Origin of the sequence: Sphingobacterium psychroaquaticum, from assembly GCF_004421025.1 — a bacterium.
In the GTDB taxonomy this organism is placed as follows: Bacteria; Bacteroidota; Bacteroidia; order Sphingobacteriales; family Sphingobacteriaceae; genus Sphingobacterium; species Sphingobacterium psychroaquaticum.
Window position 1 is genome coordinate 551261 of sequence record NZ_CP038029.1, and the last position, 21008, is coordinate 572268.

Sequence of the window (21008 nt, forward strand, 5' to 3'; positions counted from 1 at the left end):
ACCAGCTAATCATAAGGTTTTTAGTGCGTTAATAGACCTCTATTAAAAACAAGGCGCAAGATACAACTTTTATGAAAAAAAAGTGTAAAAAATGTGCCGTGATAAAAACTTAATTTATGAATAATGGTTTTGCATTGTTTAATTGCCAAACATTGGAAATTGATTTTGGGAAGATGGGATATAATAACCACTCATATTCTGTCCGTCAATTTTCTTAAAGTCTGTATCGGAGATAAAGGAAGTCGCCTGTAAACTACCACGTTCGTCTTTGAAGTCAAAGGTGATAGGCACGGTGTTGTAATATATTTTTTTCTTTTCGTCAAAGAAAAGCTCCTCGGTTTTGATAATAGAACCATCCGCCATATTAACGACGACATTTTTTCGAAATTCGGTGATGCCTTCATTATTACGTTGCACGGCATAATCTGATTTTATGCGCTGCGCTTCCTTTCCGTTGACATCAAAAAAGCGTACCAGAACTCCCTTTCTAAATTCAAATTTACCCGTGCTGTCAGGATACTCCCGCAGCTCGGGGCCCGTAAGCTCTGCCTTAACAACAGCAGAGTCGCTGTATATTACGTTGACGTGCTTGGAGATGTTTACGTTCTCCTCTGCTTTAATGTTTGCAATACGGTCTACCTCTTTGAGGTCATTCTCACAGGAAAAAAATAAGAGTGCCCCTACCGCATAAAAGACGGAGAGGGGCATACTTGTTTTTATTTTGGAGCACAAACGATGCTTCATACGTTTTAATCTAAGCTACGACGGATAAACCACGAATCGTTAATCGTAAATCCAAGGTTTATATTAATATACCGCTCCCGTACTAAATTGTTTTTCAAGGTTCCCTGCTGGCCAAATTCTGCGGATATGTTAACCTGCGAGAATGTACGGCCAAAGTTTGATTCAGGTAACGGTAAGCCTAAACCGATCGTTACGGCCATATCGTTAATCTGTTGATTGCGGAAAACGACAGGTGTCTGATTATATCGGAAGCCAAGTCTGTAGTCTACTTGATTCAAGTACCTAACAGATGTAGGATCCGGTTTGATCTGTCCACCGACAGCGAAACCATAACTTTTTCCAAGCTTATTTTCGCCATCACGAACTTGATATTTACTCCAATCGGCATACTTGAAGTCCGCACCAACCATCCAGTTGTATCCTTTAGAAAGGGTTACACCAAAATTGTGTTTTAGTGGTAGATTAAGCTTTCTGTTACCAACCTGATAAATACTGGTTGTATCTAATGGTGGAGCTTCATAATCTTCTTCAAAGCTTGGTTCCGATATGGTTACCATGCGGTTTGTTTTCGCTGTTATTTGGTTGTCTAAAGATCCAGAGTAACCTACGGTTAGGTTGTATTTGCGACCGAGAGACTTACTATATTGCACACCGTAATCGAAGGACGCTCCTCGGATGTTACGTGTTGTTTTTTGTTGGGTTTGGTAGGCGCCTAATGCATTAGGGAATTCTACTTTTGTAATATCATACAGGTTACCAAATAAGAAACCTACGTTTGCACCAATGCTCAATCCTTTGATTGGAGAAACACCGTACCCTAAGAACGCTTTATTAACACCACCTTGGCCTTCGATTAAGGTTCTGTAGTTTAAGGTATCAATAGATTGCGTTGATGTTGCTGAATATCCGACATCAGAGAATGGAAGTAAGCCAAAAGCAAGACCACCAAATTTGTTTAACGGAATTCCTATTGCAATATGACTGAACGCGAAATCGGCTGTGTTGTCGCTGCTTTCGTTTTTGGATAACTGGGTTAAGTTCCCATAAAGACCAGCTTCCATGATTGTTCTATTCATTGCCGAATAGGATGCAGGATTAGATAGATTCAATGTGGGCAATCCGTTCAGGTATCTTACACCGGTTGAAACACCTCCCATTGCTCGCGTTTGTGGCAAAAGATCCTCCCGCATTTGCCCTAATCCAAATTGGGAGTAAGGGGAATGAGAAGTGGACTTTTGAGCGTATGCTTGTTGTACACTCAACAAACTCAAGCCTAGCAATAACTGACTCGCTATTTTGGAAAACGTTCCTTTAAACAGTATGTGCATATATATATTGGTGTTACATTTTGCTACTTGCCACCGTGTCCCGCTGTTTACCTTTAGGTATTTTTTAAGAGGTCAGGTATAATAATGAGACTTTTGCTAAAATGATTGCTTTTTCAAAATTTGATACAAAACTATCTAATTTTTAATTATTCCTTTAGTTCAAATTGTTAAAAAAGGTTAATCATCTATTGTTCAAGCGGTTAAATAAATTGGAAGTAAATGATTGTTAATATGATAATTAGATATAAGACTTCGTAGACCCATTTCGATTTTGAATTGGTAAAATAGAATGCTAAATAGATAGCGATAGGCGGGGCACACAACAGAAAGTGGTTAATGGTAATATGACTGTTCAAGTAAAAGGATCCTATGGTAAGGAGGATCATAAAGAACAGTAATTGGAAAGATTTACGGAGATGAACCACACTTTTGAAAAAATGATCCTTCAGTACATAGAGGAAAAATAGGAGTGCGACAAATATTGGAGCGGTTACCAGGTAGTCGTACAAATTAAGTCCTAGTTCGGTGGGGAAGAAGTACCCTAAAGGCTTAAAAATAAGATAAAACTCGGCTATTCTATCGATCCAAAGGTAGATAACGCCGAGAAGAAAATAAATGGTGATAAAGCCCAATAAGGGAGTAATCCATTCGCGCCAATTAAAAGGGCGAAAAATAACCAAGCTAATCCATAGAAGGAGCATCATCACGATAAATGGAAAGTAAATGAGACTACCTATAGCCACAATAAGACCCAAGTCAAACATTAAGCCTTTCACATCAGAAAGTTTGTAGATGTTAAACAGCTTTCCAAGCATCCAGATAGTAATGAAATTACAGATTAACGGAGGCGATAAAACTAAAAAGGGAGGGAATAGGCTCACCAATGTCATGTACAATAGAGCTACCGTAAAATTTGGTTTGCCCAGAAAGTTGAAATGATTGATGATACTGTTCAGGAAGAATGCCTGCAATAATGTGAGCGCTAGTGTTGTAAATACGTTCTGCGCCGGTGTGAGATTATCGCCAATTTTTAACCCGATCAGGTTGTTGACCGCCGGTTCTAAAAATACAGGGACAATCTTCGGGGGTAAATGAAGAAAAATACCTAAGCACAGAATAAGCCCCATGATGGAAACAAACAGGATGTTGAACGGTGTAAATTTCCGATGTTGGGCTATAATCATGGTGTACTCTTTTAAGGTGTTAATATCAGCATAGCAGATATTATTTTTCTAATTTTTTAATACGTCTATCTAATGTGAAAAGGTAAATCCCAAGAACGGCAAAGATTGTCAGTAGTACCAAAACTACAACGTAAATTTTTCCTGAGCTACGTAATCCCGTTGCCATATCAATTTCGCCTTGTGCATACGTGCTTGCACTGATAAGCAACATTAGAAATAAAGCGAGTTTATTTTTCATCTTTAACTATTTTAAACTAATCAATTTGATTTCTTTTGTTTTCGATCAATCGAACTCGGTACCGTAAAGTACAAATCCAAGTGCCTACTAATATCCAACCGATCACAGCGGTATAAAAGACAGGGCGCATATTGTTGTTCATGTCGAGGTCACCAAAGGTGCCATTACCTCCGCTACCTGGATGCAAAGAGTCTGTCAGCTTCGGTAGAATGTACAATAAAACAACCATGACTGGAAAGGCAAAAATATTGTATATAGCAGATATTTTCGCTCTTTTTTGTTCTTCTTCTAGAGCATTGCGTAGTACGAGATAGGCCAAATACATCAATGTGGCGATGGCTGAACCATTTAATTTTGGATCGTTAGGCCACGGTTCACCCCATGTAATATTTGCCCATAACATACCGGTCAGTAAACCCATTGCACAGAATACAATCCCTGTGTTTACGGCCTCTACAGCCATAAGATCATGTTCTACTTTACCTGAATTTAGGTATTTAATGCTATAGATAACAGATATTAGATACAATGTTAACATCGTAAACCACATCGGCACGTGAAAGTACACATTCCGGATGGTTTCATGCAAGATAGGTAGGACGGGAACAGGGCCTAATAAACCGCCTATAATAGCTGTCGCTATCATCAGTAGCCCTAATATTTTCCACCAAGATTTTCTCATCGTTGAAAATTATAGAATTAATCACGCCAAAGGTAAGGAAATAACAACAAAGAAATTGTAATCGTAATTACATTAATTGCCAAAAGAACCAATATTTCGTTGGTCGAAATAGCGCGATCCAACCCCTGCATGGCATTGTTGGAAAGTTTAATTAGCACGATCAACAAAGGGATGATTACCGGGAAGCTCAGAATGGCCATCATGGTGCTATTGTTTCCTGTTTTGGCACTAATACCTGATACCATGGTAAAGACTGTGGCGAAACTGAAACTGCCGATTAGTACCGCGAGAAGATATAACAACGGGTCGCCAATCGGGTTTTTAAATACGACAGCATAAAAGGTGAAAGCAATCAGTGAGAGAAAAACCATCAAGATGCTATTGTAGACGATCTTTCCGAGAATGACGGCTTTCGGGCTTACAATGGTATAATAGTAGAGCTGCCTGTAGGTGCTTTCTTGCACGAAAGAACGACTGATTGCATTTATGCTGGCAAAGAGAAGGATAATCCAGAACAAAGCATTCCAAATAGGAGCGTCCACAGACTTGAAAGCTTGATAGCAAACAAAGACTGTGGACACCACATATAGTAAAATACCGTTGATAGCGTACTTAGCACGCCATTCGAGGATTAAATCCTTGTATACTAAAACTTTTACTTGTTGGAGTAAGTTCATGCACCGCAAAGATAGTAATACTTCAGTTTGGATGTCTGGAAAACTCCCGAAAATAAGTAGAATAATATACGCGTCGTTTTTCTACGGTTATGCTTTTTTGATTTCAGATTTGGCGTCATCAATCGCATCATGTGCTTTTGAAGCAGCATCTTTGGCTGCATCGGATGCTTTATTTACCCATTGACTGGCTTTTTCCGACGCTACCTCGAAAGCGTGCTTACCCGCTTCTTTGGCTTTTTCTGTTAATTCATGCAAATCTCTCTTGGCTTCACGTGCAAGTTTAGCTGCTTTTTTACTTTCTTTCTCCGAAAGCTCTTTAAGCGACTTCGATAACCCTTTTACACTTTTATTCGCTTTGTCCATTTGTCGTTTGCCATCCTCTGTTGCTAGCAAATAATAAGCCGCAGCACCCGCGGCTAGCCCGAGTAGCGCAAATGCTAGTAATCCATTTTTCTTTTCCATGATATGTATACTTTTTTATGTTTAATAAACATTATTCTGAAACTGTAGTAGGAAGTAAGTGGCTTTGAGAAAAGCCTCTTCTGCTAACAGCCCATAATACACGAACAAAAATGGTGCACAAAAGTTTTGAACAGCAATGGATTTAACAGAAATTAACGAACAAGCTCTTCGGCAGACTGTATGGCGTAGAGGTGATGGTACAGGCCGCTTCGTTTGGCCATTAGTTCAGCATGGGTTCCTATCTCCGAAACGGTTCCATTTTCAACAACGACGATGTAGTCGGCATCTTTTATTGTACTGAGTCTATGGGCGATGATGATGGAGGTTCGGTCTTTCATTAACTCTTCGAGTGCCAGTTGTACCAAGCGTTCGGATTCTGAATCCAGTGCCGAGGTAGCTTCGTCTAGAATCAATATAGCCGGGTCTTTCAATAAGGCGCGGGCGATAGCTACACGTTGACGCTGTCCGCCTGAAAGCTTAACCCCACGTTCGCCAACCATCGTGTCATAGCCTTCCGGAAATCCCATAATAAAATCATGCGCATTAGCGCGTTTTGCGGCGTTAATAATATCTTCCGCATCCGCCCCTAAGTGACCGTAGCCAATATTTTCACGAATGGTTCCGCCAAAGAGCAGAACATCCTGTGGAACAATAGCTACTTGATTTCGAATGTCGGTGAGGCTGTATGATTCACTCGGTTTACCATCGTAAAGGATTGCACCTCTGGTCGGTTTGTAAAACTGAAGAATAAGCGAAGCAATCGTTGATTTCCCCGTCCCACTGGGACCAACAAGAGCAAGTTTCTTGCCTGATTCGACATGAAAGGATATTTCTTTGAGAATGAGCGAATCTGGGCGAGAAGGGTATGCGAAGGCAACCTCCTGAAAGGTGAGCGAACCATTGATATGCTGTTGAATCTCTTTATTGTCAGGGGCGATTTCAATGGCCTCTTTTTCTTCGTCCAATATTTCAAGAACGCGCTCACTGGCGCCTAGGGAACGTTGAATATTCGCATAAAGCTCAGGGAGACTTCCCATGGAGCCCGCAACAAACATGGAGTACAGAATATATGTTGTTAGGTTTCCGACAGAGATTTCATGGGCAGCAACGAGGGAAGCACCATACCAAATTACAACGATGACAGCCCCAAAAATACAGAAGATAATAAAGGAAGCAAAGATACCCCGGTAGGTTGCGCCTTTAACCGCAAGGGCTACTACACTGTCCAGTTTGCGGGAGTACCTGTTCGTTTCATAATATTCATTCACGAAGGCTTTCACATTGCTTATACCAAGCAATGTTTCTTGGACGATGCTATTTGATTCGGCTAGCTGATCTTGCGCTTGGCGCGAAAGGTTCCGAATAAAGCGACCGAAGATAATAGCTGTGACGATAATGATGGGTAATATCGAAAGATTCATTAACGCGAGTTTTGGCGAAACGAATACGAGCAGACACACGCCGAGGCCCAGGCTGATCATTTGACGAAGTACTTCGGCTAATGTTGTCGTTAGGGTGTCTTGGATCTGTGTCAAATCGGCCGATAAGCGACTGTTGAGCTCACCTACTCTGCGGTTCGCGAAGAACTCTATGGGAAGAGTAATTAGTTTATGGTACGTGTCTTTGCGGATATTGGCTAGTGCTTTTTCAGCAATCTCTACAAACAAACGAATTCGACCAAAGGAAACGATGGATTGAAAAAGCAGAATAATCATGGAGATAGCACCTATGTACCACACGTTGGCGGGTAACCAGGTGTATGTTTGTCTGCCCTGTGCTGCATCGATCATTGCGCCCAAGAGCGCCGGAAAGGTTAGCATCGTTAAACTCGAAAGGGTTAAAAAAATCATCCCTACCACGAACTTCGTACGGAACGGTCGTAGGTAAGAAAAAATCTTTAAAGCCTTCTTAATGAGTTCTTTGTTTAACTTTGGTTTGGGTAAATCGTCCGATTGTGTATTCCCACTATTCAATCTCGCTCTCGCCATTAATTACTTTCTTATAAATAGCAAAAGTACAGTATTATTTATGTGTGCTTATCACTGTTAAGTCACTTTTTTTAGTCGTTTTTTGCTAAAACGTTGATAAATAACAAATAATAGCGATAAAATAATGCCTACCGCGAGATATAAAGCCATATTGCTTTGCTGTTCGCTGGTATCTAACGATTCAATTTCTGTCCGCAACTTATCATTTTCCTGCTGGAGCTTAGAGACCGTTTTCATGTAGGCGGTTACTTGATCATCATATTCTTTAGCGAGTGCTGCATTGCGTTCACTTTGATAATCCTTGATGTCGATTAGTTTCTTCGTTTCAATAAAGATATTATTGTCGGTGATAACAATCTCTTTCAGAATATCAATCGATCGTTGCATATCGGCCGTTGTCTTAAAGATTCCAAATATACCGGTCTTTTTGAGTAGGCTCTCATCGAAATCCCCAAATCGTTTGCTCCGCGCGTCCAATAATTCATTGATGCGGGCTCTTTGGTCCTCAAAAGAGATGGAATCTGCTGTTATATTAGCATGTGCATGGCCTGTGCCGGCTAAGTAAAGACAACACGAGGTGACAAATAGGATAAGAAGTTTGTACATTTTTGTTTTTCTAGTCCAATGTAATTCAAGTGGATTCATATCCAGTTTGACTAAGCCAAACGGATAAGGATTAATTGCGCGAAAAAGGAAGGGGAGAATACCTATGAATCGAGGAATTCGACCATGATAATTTCATCTTGTTGTAACCCCAGCAAGCGGCTGGCGTGACCTTTGTTAATGGCAATCTCTAGGAAATTACTAATGCCGAAAAGACATAACTTTTCTCCTTCAGGAACTTCGTTGTAATGCCAACTCAAGGTATTGATGGTTTCATTACGTTTAAAGTGTAAACGGAAACTGCGACCCTTTTGAACCTCATTGAACAACTCTTTACTGATGTTACTGATAACATTTCCAAAAGAATCAATATAAGATACATGACCTTTTATTGTATTGCTGTCTATTAGAGGTTGTACCATAACCTTCTTCAGCGGCTTTTCTATCGGTTGCCCAATTTCCTTGAGTTTTCCGCCGTTGGCAATATGGCAAGCAGCTTTGCTCAGGATGTCTGCCAACGGGAAGTGGAGGTAGCGGAGATCCTGCATAATGTCAATTTCAAATAGTTCCTGCGCTTTCTTCTCGCCCAAGATAATGCTGAATATGCCGTTGTCCGCGCCTACAAAGAAATGATTGTCAAACTTCATCATGGCATAACGTGAGCCTTCTTGAAAGACGGTGTCAATTCCGATCAGATGTACGGTTCCCTTTGGAAAGTAGTGGTATACATTACGAAGAACGACAGCAGCACGCTGAATATCAAATGAAGGAATCTCATGGGTAATATCAATCAAACGGACATCCGGGAGCTGCGAAATGATGCTGCCCTTCAGTGCTGCTTGATAAAAGTCACGATGTCCTAAATCTGTTGTTAGCGTAATTACTCCCATAGTGTGTACCCTCTAAAGATACTAAAAGTTAAAATATTTAAGAGCCGAACTGTCCAAAAAAAAGCTGGAATTGTGCAAAAAACGAATGCATATACAGTGGCCATCAAAAGAGTGGACAAAAGTAACAAAAGAATACACAAAGTCTATTTAATACTGTCAATTTATGTGTTTTTGTAGGTGATAGTTACATCCCATTTGTGGAAAGCTCTGTTTTATAGCTTCTAAGGTGTTGCAAAACAAAAAGTTAATAAAAGGTTGAGAAATATTATGCTGTAGTTCCTGTAAAAAACCATTATATTTATTTCAGAAATTAAATAGACAGCAATTTGAACGAAGTATTAATAAATCTGGATGCCACCAATTTGGTGACATTATGGGGAGCGCAGAATGAGAATTTTGAGCTTATAAAAAAAGGGTTTCCGAAACTTCGTTTGGTGGCACGTGGCAATGAGCTTAAGGTGTTGGGTGAGCAATCTGAACAAGGTCGGTTCCAGTCGGTTTTTCAAGGGGTTTTAAATCATGTTGAGCAATTTCAGTCCTTGAGCTCCATCGAATTGGAGGAGCTGATAGGGCTTCCTATACGAGCAGATCGCCCAGAGGAACGTAAAGAGGGAGGAGAGGCGCAAGTCTTCAAGGGAGAGCCGATTGTGTATGGTCCGAATGGTTTGATTGTTCGTGCAAGAACGCCAAATCAACGCAAGATGGTGGATAGTATCGCAAAAAACGATATCCTTTTTGCCATCGGTCCAGCGGGAACAGGTAAGACCTACACTGCAGTTGCCCTAGCTGTTCGTGCGCTCCGTAATAAAGAAATAAAGCGGATCATATTGACCCGTCCTGCGGTGGAAGCTGGAGAGAATCTGGGGTTCCTGCCAGGCGATCTAAAGGAGAAGGTTGATCCGTATCTACGTCCTTTGTATGATGCGTTGGACGATATGATTCCAGCAGATAAGCTGAAAGATTATATTGAGCGTCGCGTGATTGAGATTGCGCCGCTGGCTTTTATGCGTGGACGTACGTTGGATAATTGTTTCGTGATATTGGATGAGGCACAAAATGCGACGGACATGCAGCTGAAGATGTTCTTGACGCGTATGGGACCTTCTGCGAAGTTTATTGTAACGGGAGATTTAACACAGATTGACTTACCGAAGAAAAGCCAATCAGGATTGGCCACATCGGTCAAGCTATTGGATAATATTGAAGGGATCGAGATCGTGCACTTAAGTGGGGCTGATGTCGTTCGTCATAAGTTGGTGAAACGTATACTGGAAGCATACGGCGATATTTAGAATTTTAATAATTTGGTGCACTTGCACCGCGAGAATATGAATGCAATAAAAGAAACAAATTTTAATTTTGATAAACAGACCGCTTTTTACAAAGGTAAAGTACGTGATGTTTATACAATTGCTGATGACTATTTGGTCATGGTAGCTTCGGATCGAATTTCCGCTTTTGATGTGGTCTTGCCACGTGCAATCCCATATAAGGGGCAGGTATTGAATCAGATTGCTGCTAAATTTTTGGAAGCAACGAAAGACATATTACCAAACTGGGTGATTGCAGTGCCGGATCCAAGTGCTACGATTGGGGTCAAGTGTGAACCTTTCAAGGTGGAGATGGTTATTCGCGGTTACCTGGCAGGACATGCCGCACGGACCTACAAGGAGGGCGGACGTGTGTTGTGTGGTGTAACCTTGCCAGAAGGGTTGAAAGAGAATGATAAGTTGCCACAACCTATTATTACGCCAACAACAAAGGCTGCGGTTGGTCACGATGAAGATATCTCACGTGAAGAAATCATTGCACAGGGTATTGTCAGTGAAGCGGATTACGCCGAACTGGAAAAATATGCACACCAGCTTTTTCAGCGGGGTACCGAAATTGCAAAGGAACGTGGATTGATTTTGGTGGATACCAAGTATGAGTTCGGAAAACGTAATGGAGAAATTTATCTGATGGATGAAATCCATACACCGGATTCCTCCCGTTATTTTTATGCTGAAGGGTATGCGGAAAGACAAGCAAACGGTGAGCCGCAACGTCAGCTATCAAAGGAGTTTGTTCGTCAATGGTTAATTGAGAACGGCTTCCAAGGAAAGGATGGACAACAAGTACCTGAGATGACTGATGCAATTGTAGAATCAATTTCTGCACGCTATATCGAGCTCTATGAGCACATCACAGGTGAAAAATTTCAATATGCTGCCGAAGGGGAGATTGTAGCGCGCGTAGAGCAGAACGTTGCGGCAGCTTTGAAAGAGATCGTATAAAAACTAACAGCTATTGATATGAGGTTTATTGTTGACAAGCATGACCGCTATGTGGTGATAGAGCCCTTAGTGGACTTTTTGGATCGAGAGTCGGCAGCGAAACTGAAAGCCGAGTTTATGTTACGTAGCACAAGTGGTCAACGGAACATTATTCTGGATTTGCATGTCGTGGAAACGGCCGACGAGGATGTTTTGAGGCTTGGACTTTTGGCTCGTCGTCTATGTAAGGAATCCGGTGGGTTGTTTATCTTGACCGGTTTGAATCCGAATGTGGTAGACCTGCTTAAGATGTCTAAACTGGAAAACTATTTTAAGATCGCAGAATCCGTCTCTACGGCAGAGGATATGATCTTTGGCAATGAGATCCGTCTAGATTTAAGAGGGGTGTAAGCATGCTACGATTCGAAGTCATGATTTTGGGAAATAGTTCGGCTACGCCTATGTATGGGCGGCACCCTACTTCTCAAGTGTTGAACTTCAATGAACAGCTTTATATGATTGACTGTGGCGAAGGGACGCAAATGCAACTGGCGCGCTATGGTATCAAAAGCAATCGTATAAATCATATCTTTATCAGCCATTTACATGGAGATCATTATTTAGGACTTGTAGGGTTGCTTTCCTCGCAACATTTGATGGGAAGGAAGTCAACCCTACATGTTTATGGTCCGGCGGCATTAGAAGAAATTCTTGCTATTCAGTTCAAGCACTCCGCAACAGTACTACAATACCCGCTCGTTTTCCACCCGACAAATCCGGCTGAAGTGGAGGTTATCCTAGATACGCCCGCGCTGAAAGTTACCTCTTTCCCTTTACAACATCGCATTGATTGTACGGGATTTCGTTTTGATGAGGGGCGTCGCAGTGCGACCTTAAATGCAACGTTGGTGGACCAGCTCGACATACCAACCCCATACCTCAAGTTACTTAAGAGAGGGATTGATTATGTGGATCCTGATGGAACTGTTTATTTAGCCAGTGAGCTGACCTATCCTGCGCCGCCGTCACGCAGTTATGCCTTTTGTTCGGACACCTTGATGAACGAAAGTTATTTTGAGACGATTCAGGGAGTAGACCTCTTGTATCATGAATCGACATTTTTACATGATATGGCGGATCGTGCAAAAGAAACATTACATAGTACAGGTCAGGAGGCTGCACAGGTCGCTCGCACCGTGGGAGCAAAAAAACTTCTTTTGGGACATTTCTCTGCCCGATATCGAGATCTGCAACCCTTTCTGGATGAATCACAACCGTTTTTTGCCAATACTTTGCTCTCGGAGGAAGGCAAATGGTTTTTAGTATAGGGATTTTCTAGATTTTTCCTCATATTTACACGCTCAACATAAAAGTAAATATGAAAGGCTCTTTCAACCTAAATGCTCTTCTTAGAGATAACATCAAAAAACTCGTTCCCTACTCGTCTGCAAGAGATGAGTTTAAAGGCGAAGCGTCGGTCCTTTTGGATGCGAATGAAAACGCTTTTGGCTCTCCATATCGGGAAGATTTCCATCGTTATCCGGATCCTTTGCAGCATCGTGTTAAAGAGAAGCTTTCAAAGATAAAAGGTGTTCCTACCGAGAATATTTTTTTGGGTAATGGTAGTGATGAAGCTATTGATTTACTGTACCGTGCCTTCTGTACGCCCGGAAAGGATAATGTTATTCTGGTGCCTCCTACATATGGTATGTATGAAGTGTCGGCGAACATCAACGATGTGGCTTACCGAAAGGTGAACTTGACTCCTGATTATCAACTAGACCTGGATGGTATCGCTGAAGCGATAGATAGCCAAACCAAACTGATTTTTATTTGTTCGCCGAATAATCCAACTGGGAATAGTCTAAATAGAACGGATATTGAAACTATATTGGTTAACTTTGATGGACTGGTTGTCGTTGATGAAGCCTACATAAATTTCTCAAAACAACCATCTTTTACGAAGGATCTTAGTGAGTTTCCAAACTTAGTTATTTTGCAAACCCTATCTAAGGCTTGGGGATTGGCTGCGTTACGTTTGGGGATGGCTTTTGCCAGCGAAGAAATAATCACAGTTTTTAATAAGATTAAACCACCTTACAATATTAACCAAGCCACGCAGAATATTGTGTTAGAAGCATTGGACAATGTGGATCAGGTGAATAGTTGGATCCAAGAGATTGTCGCGGAGCGCGAGAAATTGAGTGCTACACTGGCGGACATTCCGCAGGTCGCACATATAACACCTTCTGATGCGAATTTTATCTTGGTCAAATTGGAGGAACCACGCGCACTATACAATTTCTTGGTTAGCAAAGGGATTATTGTTAGAGATCGTTCTAAAGTAGAGCTTTGCGAAGGCTGTTTACGTTTGACGGTCGGAACACCGGCAGAAAATGAAGAACTTGTATCCGCTGTTTATACGTTTTACGGCGCAACAAACAATTAAAAAGACTACAAAATATTTACCACGGAAATTATGCCTGATTTAGTGAAAAGAGTATTGTTTATAGATCGTGATGGCACCTTGATTTTAGAACCGGCAGATGAGCAGATTGATTCTTTTGCCAAGCTGAAGTTCTATCCCGGTGCATTACAATATTTACCTAAGATTGCAAAGGAACTTGATTTTGAATTGATTCTTGTTTCCAATCAAGATGGATTAGGGACATCCTCCCACCCAGAGGAGAATTTTTGGCCCGTTCACCATTTCGTTATTGACACCTTCAAAGGGGAAGGTGTTGTCTTTGCGGAGGAACATATAGACCGTACTTTTCCGCATGAAAATGCCGACACCCGAAAACCTGGTATTGGTATGCTGAAAGGATATTTTGATACCGATACTTATAATTTGAGTGAATCTTTCGTGATCGGTGACCGGATCAATGATGTGAAACTTGCCCATAATTTGGGGGCTAAGGCTATTTGGTTACGTAGTGACGATGGTCTTGGTCAGGCGGAAAACTTATCCATTGATCCTGCCGATGTGGCTTTGGAAACAACAGATTGGAAAGCCGTTTATGAGTTTTTGAAATTAGGAACTCGAAGCGGAGAGCATCACCGTAAAACCAATGAGACGGATATTTTTGTCGCTGTTAATTTGGATGGCTCAGGAAAATCGTCGATCGATACAGGGCTTCCTTTCTTTGACCATATGTTGGATCAAATAGCGCGACATGGGGCATTGGATCTCACTGTTAAAGCTAAGGGAGATTTACATATTGATGAGCATCATACGATTGAAGATACAGGTATTGCTTTAGGCGAGTTATTTCTTCAGGTGTTAGGCAATAAACGTGGTATCGAGCGATACGCATACACATTACCCATGGATGACTGTTTGGCGCAGGTGGCCATTGACTTTGGGGGGCGGAATTGGATTGTTTGGGATGCAGCGTTCAAACGTGAAAAGATAGGTGATATGCCGACCGAGATGTTCTTTCACTTTTTTAAGTCATTTTCGGATGCAGCGAAAGCTAATCTGAATATTAAGGCAGAAGGCGAAAATGAGCATCATAAAATTGAAGCAATCTTTAAAGCTTTTGCCAAATCTATAAAAAAAGCAGTGCGACGTGATGCGGATAATATGCAACTGCCAAGTACAAAAGGAGTATTGTAGGAGGTACGTATGATAGGGATTGTAAATTATGGAGCTGGTAATATCTTCTCTTTAACGGCAGCGTTAGATCGAGTTGGTATTGGCTACGGTATGGTTAATGAGGCGTCAGATTTGGATCTGTACGATCGCATTATTATTCCGGGTGTCGGGCATGCTGGTGCTGCAATGGAAAAGTTAGTTCAGTCTGGACTTTCATCTTATATTGCATCATTAGAGAAACCTGTTCTAGGAATTTGTGTGGGCATGCAGCTTTTAACATCGTTTTCGGAGGAAGGAAATGCAGATTTGTTGAAAATTGTGCCTTTAAAAACGTTACACTTCGGTGGCCGCGTTACGGAGAAAGTGCCACACATGGGCTGGAACAGCATACAAATACAAAATGGCTCGACTCTTTTTCAAGGTATTGAGGATAATGCCTATTTTTACTTTGTGCACTCTTATTTTATTGAATATGAGGCTGATTTTACTAGTGCTGTATGTCGTTATGGCGTAGATTTTTCTGCTGCCATACAAAAGAATAATTTTTATGGGGTGCAGTTTCACCCTGAAAAATCGGGTAAGGACGGAGAGCAGTTATTGCTTAACTTTTCCCGGATTTAATGTTTAACTGATTTTAATTTTACTATATGTATATAATTCCCGCTATTGATGTATTAGATAAGAAGGTTGTTCGCCTGCGCGAAGGTAACTATGATGATGTAACAACCTATGATATTTCATTGGAAGAGCAAATTGCTAAGTATCATGCGAATGGTACGGAGATCGTTCATATTATTGATTTGAACGGTGCTAAAGGAGATTTCTCGAATCAAAAGTACTTGTTTGATATCATCCATAAAACGGATATGAAAGTACAATATGGAGGAGGTGTGCGTAGTATTGAGAAGGTTAAAGAGCTGGTTGATGCGGGTGTTTATCGTGTAATTGTGGGAACCCAAGCGATCACAAATCCATCTTTTCTGGAGGAACTAAGCTCGCTCAACGAAGGACGTGTAAAGTACGCTGATCATATTGTTATTGCTATTGATGTCTTGGATGAAGTGATTAAGTATTCAGGTTGGCAAGAAAGTTCACCTATTAAATTGGTTTCCTATATCGATAAATGTTTAGAATTAGGTTTCTTCCGTTTCTTATGCACTGATATTAGTAAGGACGGTAAACTGGCTGGTGCTGGCGTGGATCTATATAAGAAATTGTTAGCGCATTCGCCAATTATTAAGTTGATTGGCTCGGGTGGCATCAGTTCAATGAAAGATATTGAGGCTTTACAGGAGCTCGGCAATATGGAGTCTTGTGTGGTTGGAAAAGCAATTTACGAGAACAAGATTTCTATTGATGAGATTAAAGATTGGAATTTAAAGTCTTTAATTAGGTTCTAAGATGTTAGCAAAGCGTATTATCCCTTGTCTGGATGTCAAAGATGGCAGGACAGTAAAGGGAGTTAATTTTGTGAACTTGCGTGATGCTGGTGACCCCGTTGAATTAGCTTGGCAGTATTCACAGCAAGGGGCCGATGAGTTGGTTTTCTTGGATATTACGGCTACACACGAGAACCGTAAGACGACGATAGATCTTGTCAAGGCTGTTGCGCGTCAAGTAAACATTCCGTTTACGATTGGTGGCGGTATAAATGAAGTTAAAGATGCCGACATCCTGTTGAATGCAGGAGCAGATAAAATTTCGATTAATTCCGCTGCAGTTCGAAATCCGAAGCTGATTGATGATTTTGCACGTGCTTTTGGGCGTCAATTTGTGGTAATTGCGGCCGATACTAGATTAGTGGATGGCAAGCAGTTGATTCACCTACGTGGTGGGCGTGAACGAACGGAAATAGAAACATTAAATTGGTTGCAGGAAGCAGAGGAGCGTGGAGCTGGAGAGATTCTATTAACGTCCATGGACCACGACGGTACAAAAGATGGGTTTGATACGACTTTTTTAGCTAAGGTCAATGCAATGGTACATATACCACTCATTGCATCAGGCGGCGCAGGAAGTCAGCAACATTTTGTAGATGTGTTTGAAAAGGCTGGCGTAGACGCGGCTTTAGCCGCTTCGGTGTTTCATTATGGAGAAATATTGATTCCAGATTTGAAACAAACACTGCGCACGGCAGGGGTTGTGGTGAGATAGAAAGTAGATCGTACTGAGTGCAAAGTGGAGAGTATGGAGTGCTTATTGAAATTAGTACAAAGTATTTATTATTTTTGCTTAGTGTTTTGCACAAAAAAGATATTCCGTACTTAGTACTCCGTACTCCGTACTAAATTAACAACTATGTTAGATTTTAAAAAAGGGGATGGTTTAATCCCTGTTGTTATACAAGATAATCAAACGCTGGAAGTATTGATGCTTGGCTATATGAATGAAGAAGCTTGGGAAAAAACTCAGGCAGATGGTAAGGTTACCTTTTTTTCCAGAAGCAAAAACAGACTGTGGACAAAGGGGGAGGAGAGTGGGAATTTTTTGACGATGGTATCCTCGGCTGTTGATTGTGACAATGACACGCTGCTGATCAAAGTTATACCGGCAGGCCCTACGTGCCATACAGGAAGTCGCAGTTGCTTCAATACGGCATATAATCAAAATTTTCTGCTTCAATTAGAGCGAATTGTTCAACAACGATACGTGGAGTCCTCTGAGGAGTCTTATGTGCACCGATTACGAGAGCGTGGTATAAATAAAATTGCACAGAAAGTTGGTGAAGAGGCTGTTGAGACTGTTATTGCTGCTTTGGCTGAGACCGAACATGATTTTATTAATGAAACCTCCGATTTATTGTTTCACTTAATCGTATTGCTCCGAGAAAAAGGACTTAATCTGGAAGTGATAGCTAAAAACCTTGAAGGAAGACACCAATAAATTTGGATTGTTACAAAAATTAAGGAGCCCAATTTTTTATATTGGGCTTTTTTATTGTCTTGTCCCCTGTTTTTTTGCATTGTCCCGTCTTTGTCCATCGATTTTTTTTTATAAAGCAAAAAATTTCGTGATATTTACAGCTGCATGAGTGACCTTAATTTTTTTGTTGGTTGAAGCTTGTGATTTACCCTTTTATGAATACGCTTAGATTTGTTTTGTTATTCCTATTTGCGGCTTGGAGTGGTTTCCTTTCTGCGAATCACACTTTAGAAAATCCATATGATTCTTTGGCCTTTGTTCCTTCGAATCAAAGTGGAGCTAAAGCATACGGAATCTTACGCGGAGATTTAGAAAAAAGCTCTCCGAAACAAGCGCTTGAGCATATTCAATTTATTCGTGATCTTTCTAAAAAGAAGAGTGATAAAGTGCTTGTGTGTACCTATTACGAGACACTGGCGCATTATTATTCCATAGTCAACGATAGCCTGAATGCTTTATCTACAAATTACCACGAAACGGCGGTTCAGTTTGCACGAGATAATGCTTTGAATGACCAACATGTAAGACAACTTTATGCCTTGGCAAATTATTACTTTACCTATGCAAGGAAGTCTGTTTCATATGGTTATTTTCGGGAAGTACTATTGCTTATCGACAAGTATGGCGAGAAGTCTATTTCCGGGGTATGGCAATACTATATTACGATGGGGCGGTATTTTTATGACATCAAGGAGTATGAGCTTTCACGAGATGCGTTGCAGCAGGTTCTTAAATATGAAACACGTCTAAACGATCGCGAGTATTTTAACACGATGAATACCCTAGGCTTGATTGCGACGATTGAGGGGGATTATGAGCAAGCGAATTCATATTTTAAAATAGTTTACGAGAAGTCTAAAGTAGCAGTAGACTCCGCTTGGATGGGAATATCCTACGGTAATATGGGCAACGTATTTGCTCGACAGAATAACCACGGTGAAGCACTGAAACATTTCTTTGTTGATTATAATTACAATTCTAAATCCTGGGGCGATGTCCAGTCGGCTTTGGGTTCGTTAAAGAAAATAGCTGAGACATACTATATCATGGGAGACTATGATAAGGCGCTCCTACGGACGAATGAGTATTTGGATAAGATGGAACGTAAACCAGCACGCTATATGGCGCTATCCGAAATGTTTAATCTCAAAGTGAAATTACTCAATAAGCTCGGTTTGGAAAGTGAATTGCTGGAAACGTTAAAACAGTATAACCACTACAATAGTTTAGCGATATCTTTCGAAAATGAAGCGGCTATTGATGCGATGAAGCTAGCGGAAGAGAAACAGAAATTTCAGGCTTTATATTCGGAAAGCCGACGTAATAAAATTATTCTTTTATGTCTCTTGGTGTTGGTTGCTGGTGGAGCAGTCGTTGGCTTACTCTATTTTCTACGTAATAGAAAGAATACACTGATTAAAGAGGAACCTGTTTTAGAGCCAGAAAATACGGAACGATATGATGTGTCTACCATAATCCACAGTAAGAAACCTTACGCTGTACAAAATAGCCCACCTGTCTTAGTGAGTAAAGAGCTCCGTGATCATTTAGATTTAAATTTAATGAACGATCGGAACTGGGGCGATTTTAAAGATTTGTTCGATGCTGATTTTCCGGACTTTTTTGTGGAGATAGGAGATAAGTATGATGGACTGTCGGAATCGGATCTACGCTTGTTAGCATTGCTTTATTTGAATTTATCAAATAAAGAATTGGCCGATAAACTTTCTATTTCTCCGGAAGGGGTTAAGAAGGCCAAACAACGGTTGAAAAAGAAACTCTCTTTGCGACTCGTGCAAACGGCAGATTAGGTAAAAGTTGTTTCCTTGCTATAATTTTCCTTATTTTGAGAAAATTACAACCTTGCATATCCCCTTGTATTTGGGTAAATTTGTATATCACTTACCTATATTCAACTATGCATAATTTAAATGTTTCTCTAGTCATGACATTGACGGGGCACCAAAACCCAATTTTTGCCCTTGAAAATTCTTTAGATCAGACTATGCTATATTCTGGTGGAAATGATCGAGGCGTCGTGGAGTGGGATTTAGCGACAGGAAAGTTTAACCGTATACTTTGTGCGGTGCCAGCTTCGGTCTATGCGTTATGTTTGTTGAAAGATAGTGGTCTCCTCGCTATCGGAATGCGGAACAGTGAAATATGGTTGGTCGATGTGGATAAGCAACAGTTAGTGAAAAAGCTGTATGTGGAAAAGGGGGCTGTCTTTGCTCTACGTCATTTAGAAGATAAGAAGGAACTCCTTGCCATAGGAGAGGCCGGAGTAGCCTATGTCTGGAATTTAGATACCTACGAATTAGTATATAATTTCCGTGTTTCAAATACAACTGTCCGTACTATTGAACCTTCAGTCGATGGAAAATATTTGAATTTTGGAGATAAGGATGGGCATGTGTACCAATTGGAGAGTGCGAGTTTTCGCGAAGTAAATAGACGTAAAATACATAGTATGTCTATTACGGCATTGCTGGCAACGGCAGAAAATATATTCTCAGGAGGTCGCGATGCGGTATTATACAAATTAGTGCCATCTGGTTTGTCTCCTGTACAACAGGTGACACCACACTTGTTCACTGTTTATGGCATCTTGAAGCACCCGACTTCCGATATAATTATTACGGTAAGTAGAGATAAATCGATAAAATTTTGGGATATGAACACGCTGTCACTACTGCGAAACATCAGTATGGAGCGTGGCTACGACAGCCATCGTCTTTCTATCAATACGGCAATCTATAATGCGGCCAGCAATCAACTTATCACGGCTGGTGATGACAAGTTGATCAAATTATGGCGCGTTGAGATTGCCTAACTGCGGTTTAAATAAGGCCGCAAATCTTCTCTAAGTATTTTTGATCCGTCGTGTCAAAAAAATCAAGGTGTTCACTGTCGACATCGAGCACTGCAATACAGGTGCCTTCTTTGATGACGGGAACTACAATTTCCGATCGCGATAAAGAGCTACAGGCAATATGCCCAGGGAATTGTTCTACATCGGGAACAATAAGGGTCGATTGATCTTTCCATGCGGAGCCACATACGCCCTTTCCGTAACCAATCCGTGTACAAGCTACTGGTCCTTGGAAGGGACCGAGAACCAATTCTTCTTGGCGAACGATATAGAAACCTACCCACCAATAATTGAATTGTTCTTTTAAAGCGGCTGCGATATTAGCCATGTTAGCAATACGATCTGTTTCACCCGAAAGGAGGGCTTCAATCTGTCTGAAAAGCAATTGATATTGTTCTTCTTTACTGCCGGTTGCGATGATTAAATCTTCTGCCATAGTGTTGTTGCTTGATTTTTATTTGAAACAAAGTTAATTGATATTTTGTTAGGAAACACCATGGAGTGGTTTCTTTGTAGGGCGCTCTTTATATAGAAAAGGTTGCCTATTTTTAACAGACAACCTTTT

Annotated in this window: 22 protein-coding genes and 1 pseudogene; 12 read left to right on the plus strand and 11 right to left on the minus strand. The window is 40.9% G+C overall.

What is annotated here, in order from left to right:
• Positions 1-138 precede the first annotated feature (138 nt).
• The 10 genes from lptC to E2P86_RS02375 form a co-directional block, all read right to left on the minus strand.
• Positions 139-744, minus strand: a complete 606-nt coding sequence (lptC, locus tag E2P86_RS02330) for an LPS export ABC transporter periplasmic protein LptC (RefSeq protein ID WP_085472323.1) — start codon at positions 742-744, stop codon at positions 139-141.
• A 5-nt stretch (positions 745-749) separates the two neighbouring features.
• On the minus strand, positions 750-2072 hold the full coding sequence (locus tag E2P86_RS02335; RefSeq protein WP_085472322.1) for a hypothetical protein: 1323 nt from the start codon (positions 2070-2072) through the stop codon (positions 750-752).
• Positions 2073-2272: 200 nt separating this feature from the next.
• On the minus strand, positions 2273-3256 hold the full coding sequence (locus tag E2P86_RS02340; protein ID WP_134430463.1) for a DUF6427 family protein: 984 nt from the start codon (positions 3254-3256) through the stop codon (positions 2273-2275).
• A gap of 40 nt (positions 3257-3296) precedes the next feature.
• A complete protein-coding gene (locus E2P86_RS02345; protein ID WP_085472320.1) occupies positions 3297-3494 on the minus strand; it encodes a CcmD family protein in 198 nt (65 codons plus the stop codon).
• A 16-nt stretch (positions 3495-3510) separates the two neighbouring features.
• Positions 3511-4176 (minus strand): cytochrome c biogenesis protein, encoded by a 666-nt coding sequence (gene ccsA, locus E2P86_RS02350; RefSeq protein ID WP_085472319.1) that lies wholly within the window; start codon positions 4174-4176, stop codon positions 3511-3513.
• A 17-nt stretch (positions 4177-4193) separates the two neighbouring features.
• A complete protein-coding gene (locus tag E2P86_RS02355) occupies positions 4194-4853 on the minus strand; it encodes a heme exporter protein CcmB (RefSeq protein ID WP_085472318.1) in 660 nt (219 codons plus the stop codon).
• 87 nt (positions 4854-4940) lie between these two features.
• Positions 4941-5315 carry a hypothetical protein gene (locus tag E2P86_RS02360; protein ID WP_085472317.1) on the minus strand — a complete coding sequence of 125 codons (375 nt, stop codon included), beginning with the start codon at positions 5313-5315 and terminating at the stop codon, positions 4941-4943.
• A 152-nt stretch (positions 5316-5467) separates the two neighbouring features.
• Positions 5468-7303, minus strand: a complete 1836-nt coding sequence (locus E2P86_RS02365) for an ABC transporter ATP-binding protein (protein WP_134430466.1) — start codon at positions 7301-7303, stop codon at positions 5468-5470.
• Between the two features lie 57 nt (positions 7304-7360).
• Complete coding sequence (locus tag E2P86_RS02370) at positions 7361-7948, minus strand: hypothetical protein (RefSeq protein ID WP_085472315.1); 588 nt, start codon at positions 7946-7948, stop codon at positions 7361-7363.
• Positions 7949-8010: 62 nt separating this feature from the next.
• Positions 8011-8796, minus strand: a complete 786-nt coding sequence (locus E2P86_RS02375; RefSeq protein WP_085472314.1) for an SAM hydrolase/SAM-dependent halogenase family protein — start codon at positions 8794-8796, stop codon at positions 8011-8013.
• A 326-nt stretch (positions 8797-9122) separates the two neighbouring features.
• On the opposite strand from E2P86_RS02375, the gene E2P86_RS02380 reads away from it, so the two are divergent.
• The 12 genes and pseudogenes from E2P86_RS02380 to E2P86_RS02435 all read left to right on the plus strand — a co-directional run bounded on the left by E2P86_RS02380 (position 9123) and on the right by E2P86_RS02435 (position 20404).
• Positions 9123-10088 (plus strand): PhoH family protein, encoded by a 966-nt coding sequence (locus E2P86_RS02380; RefSeq protein ID WP_085472313.1) that lies wholly within the window; start codon positions 9123-9125, stop codon positions 10086-10088.
• A 36-nt stretch (positions 10089-10124) separates the two neighbouring features.
• A complete protein-coding gene (locus E2P86_RS02385) occupies positions 10125-11072 on the plus strand; it encodes a phosphoribosylaminoimidazolesuccinocarboxamide synthase (protein WP_134430469.1) in 948 nt (315 codons plus the stop codon).
• A gap of 18 nt (positions 11073-11090) precedes the next feature.
• Positions 11091-11462: an STAS domain-containing protein gene (locus E2P86_RS02390; protein WP_085472311.1), complete on the plus strand. Its 372-nt coding sequence runs from the start codon at positions 11091-11093 to the stop codon at positions 11460-11462.
• Between the two features lie 2 nt (positions 11463-11464).
• Positions 11465-12379 (plus strand): ribonuclease Z, encoded by a 915-nt coding sequence (locus E2P86_RS02395; protein WP_134430472.1) that lies wholly within the window; start codon positions 11465-11467, stop codon positions 12377-12379.
• A 50-nt stretch (positions 12380-12429) separates the two neighbouring features.
• Positions 12430-13500 (plus strand): histidinol-phosphate transaminase, encoded by a 1071-nt coding sequence (hisC, locus tag E2P86_RS02400; RefSeq protein ID WP_134430474.1) that lies wholly within the window; start codon positions 12430-12432, stop codon positions 13498-13500.
• Positions 13501-13530: 30 nt separating this feature from the next.
• Complete coding sequence (hisB, locus tag E2P86_RS02405; RefSeq protein WP_134430477.1) at positions 13531-14670, plus strand: bifunctional histidinol-phosphatase/imidazoleglycerol-phosphate dehydratase HisB; 1140 nt, start codon at positions 13531-13533, stop codon at positions 14668-14670.
• Positions 14671-14679: 9 nt separating this feature from the next.
• The gene (gene hisH, locus E2P86_RS02410) at positions 14680-15270 is read left to right on the plus strand and encodes an imidazole glycerol phosphate synthase subunit HisH (RefSeq protein ID WP_085472307.1); all 591 of its coding nucleotides are present in this window, start codon (positions 14680-14682) and stop codon (positions 15268-15270) included.
• A gap of 26 nt (positions 15271-15296) precedes the next feature.
• Positions 15297-16049, plus strand: coding sequence for a 1-(5-phosphoribosyl)-5-[(5-phosphoribosylamino)methylideneamino]imidazole-4-carboxamide isomerase (locus E2P86_RS02415; protein ID WP_085472306.1), 753 nt, complete (start codon positions 15297-15299; stop codon positions 16047-16049).
• Position 16050: 1 nt separating this feature from the next.
• Positions 16051-16803 carry an imidazole glycerol phosphate synthase subunit HisF gene (hisF, locus tag E2P86_RS02420; RefSeq protein ID WP_134430479.1) on the plus strand — a complete coding sequence of 251 codons (753 nt, stop codon included), beginning with the start codon at positions 16051-16053 and terminating at the stop codon, positions 16801-16803.
• A gap of 135 nt (positions 16804-16938) precedes the next feature.
• Positions 16939-17532: pseudogene (hisIE, locus tag E2P86_RS02425) on the plus strand (bifunctional phosphoribosyl-AMP cyclohydrolase/phosphoribosyl-ATP diphosphatase HisIE); the annotation flags it as partial.
• 194 nt (positions 17533-17726) lie between these two features.
• Entirely contained in the window at positions 17727-19382 is a 1656-nt protein-coding gene (locus E2P86_RS02430; RefSeq protein ID WP_134430485.1) for a tetratricopeptide repeat protein, read from the plus strand.
• 107 nt (positions 19383-19489) lie between these two features.
• Positions 19490-20404 carry a WD40 repeat domain-containing protein gene (locus tag E2P86_RS02435; protein ID WP_134430488.1) on the plus strand — a complete coding sequence of 305 codons (915 nt, stop codon included), beginning with the start codon at positions 19490-19492 and terminating at the stop codon, positions 20402-20404.
• A gap of 7 nt (positions 20405-20411) precedes the next feature.
• Here E2P86_RS02435 and E2P86_RS02440 read toward each other — a convergent pair whose 3' ends face one another.
• On the minus strand, positions 20412-20879 hold the full coding sequence (locus tag E2P86_RS02440; RefSeq protein WP_134430491.1) for a GAF domain-containing protein: 468 nt from the start codon (positions 20877-20879) through the stop codon (positions 20412-20414).
• Between the last annotated feature and the right edge of the window lie 129 nt (positions 20880-21008).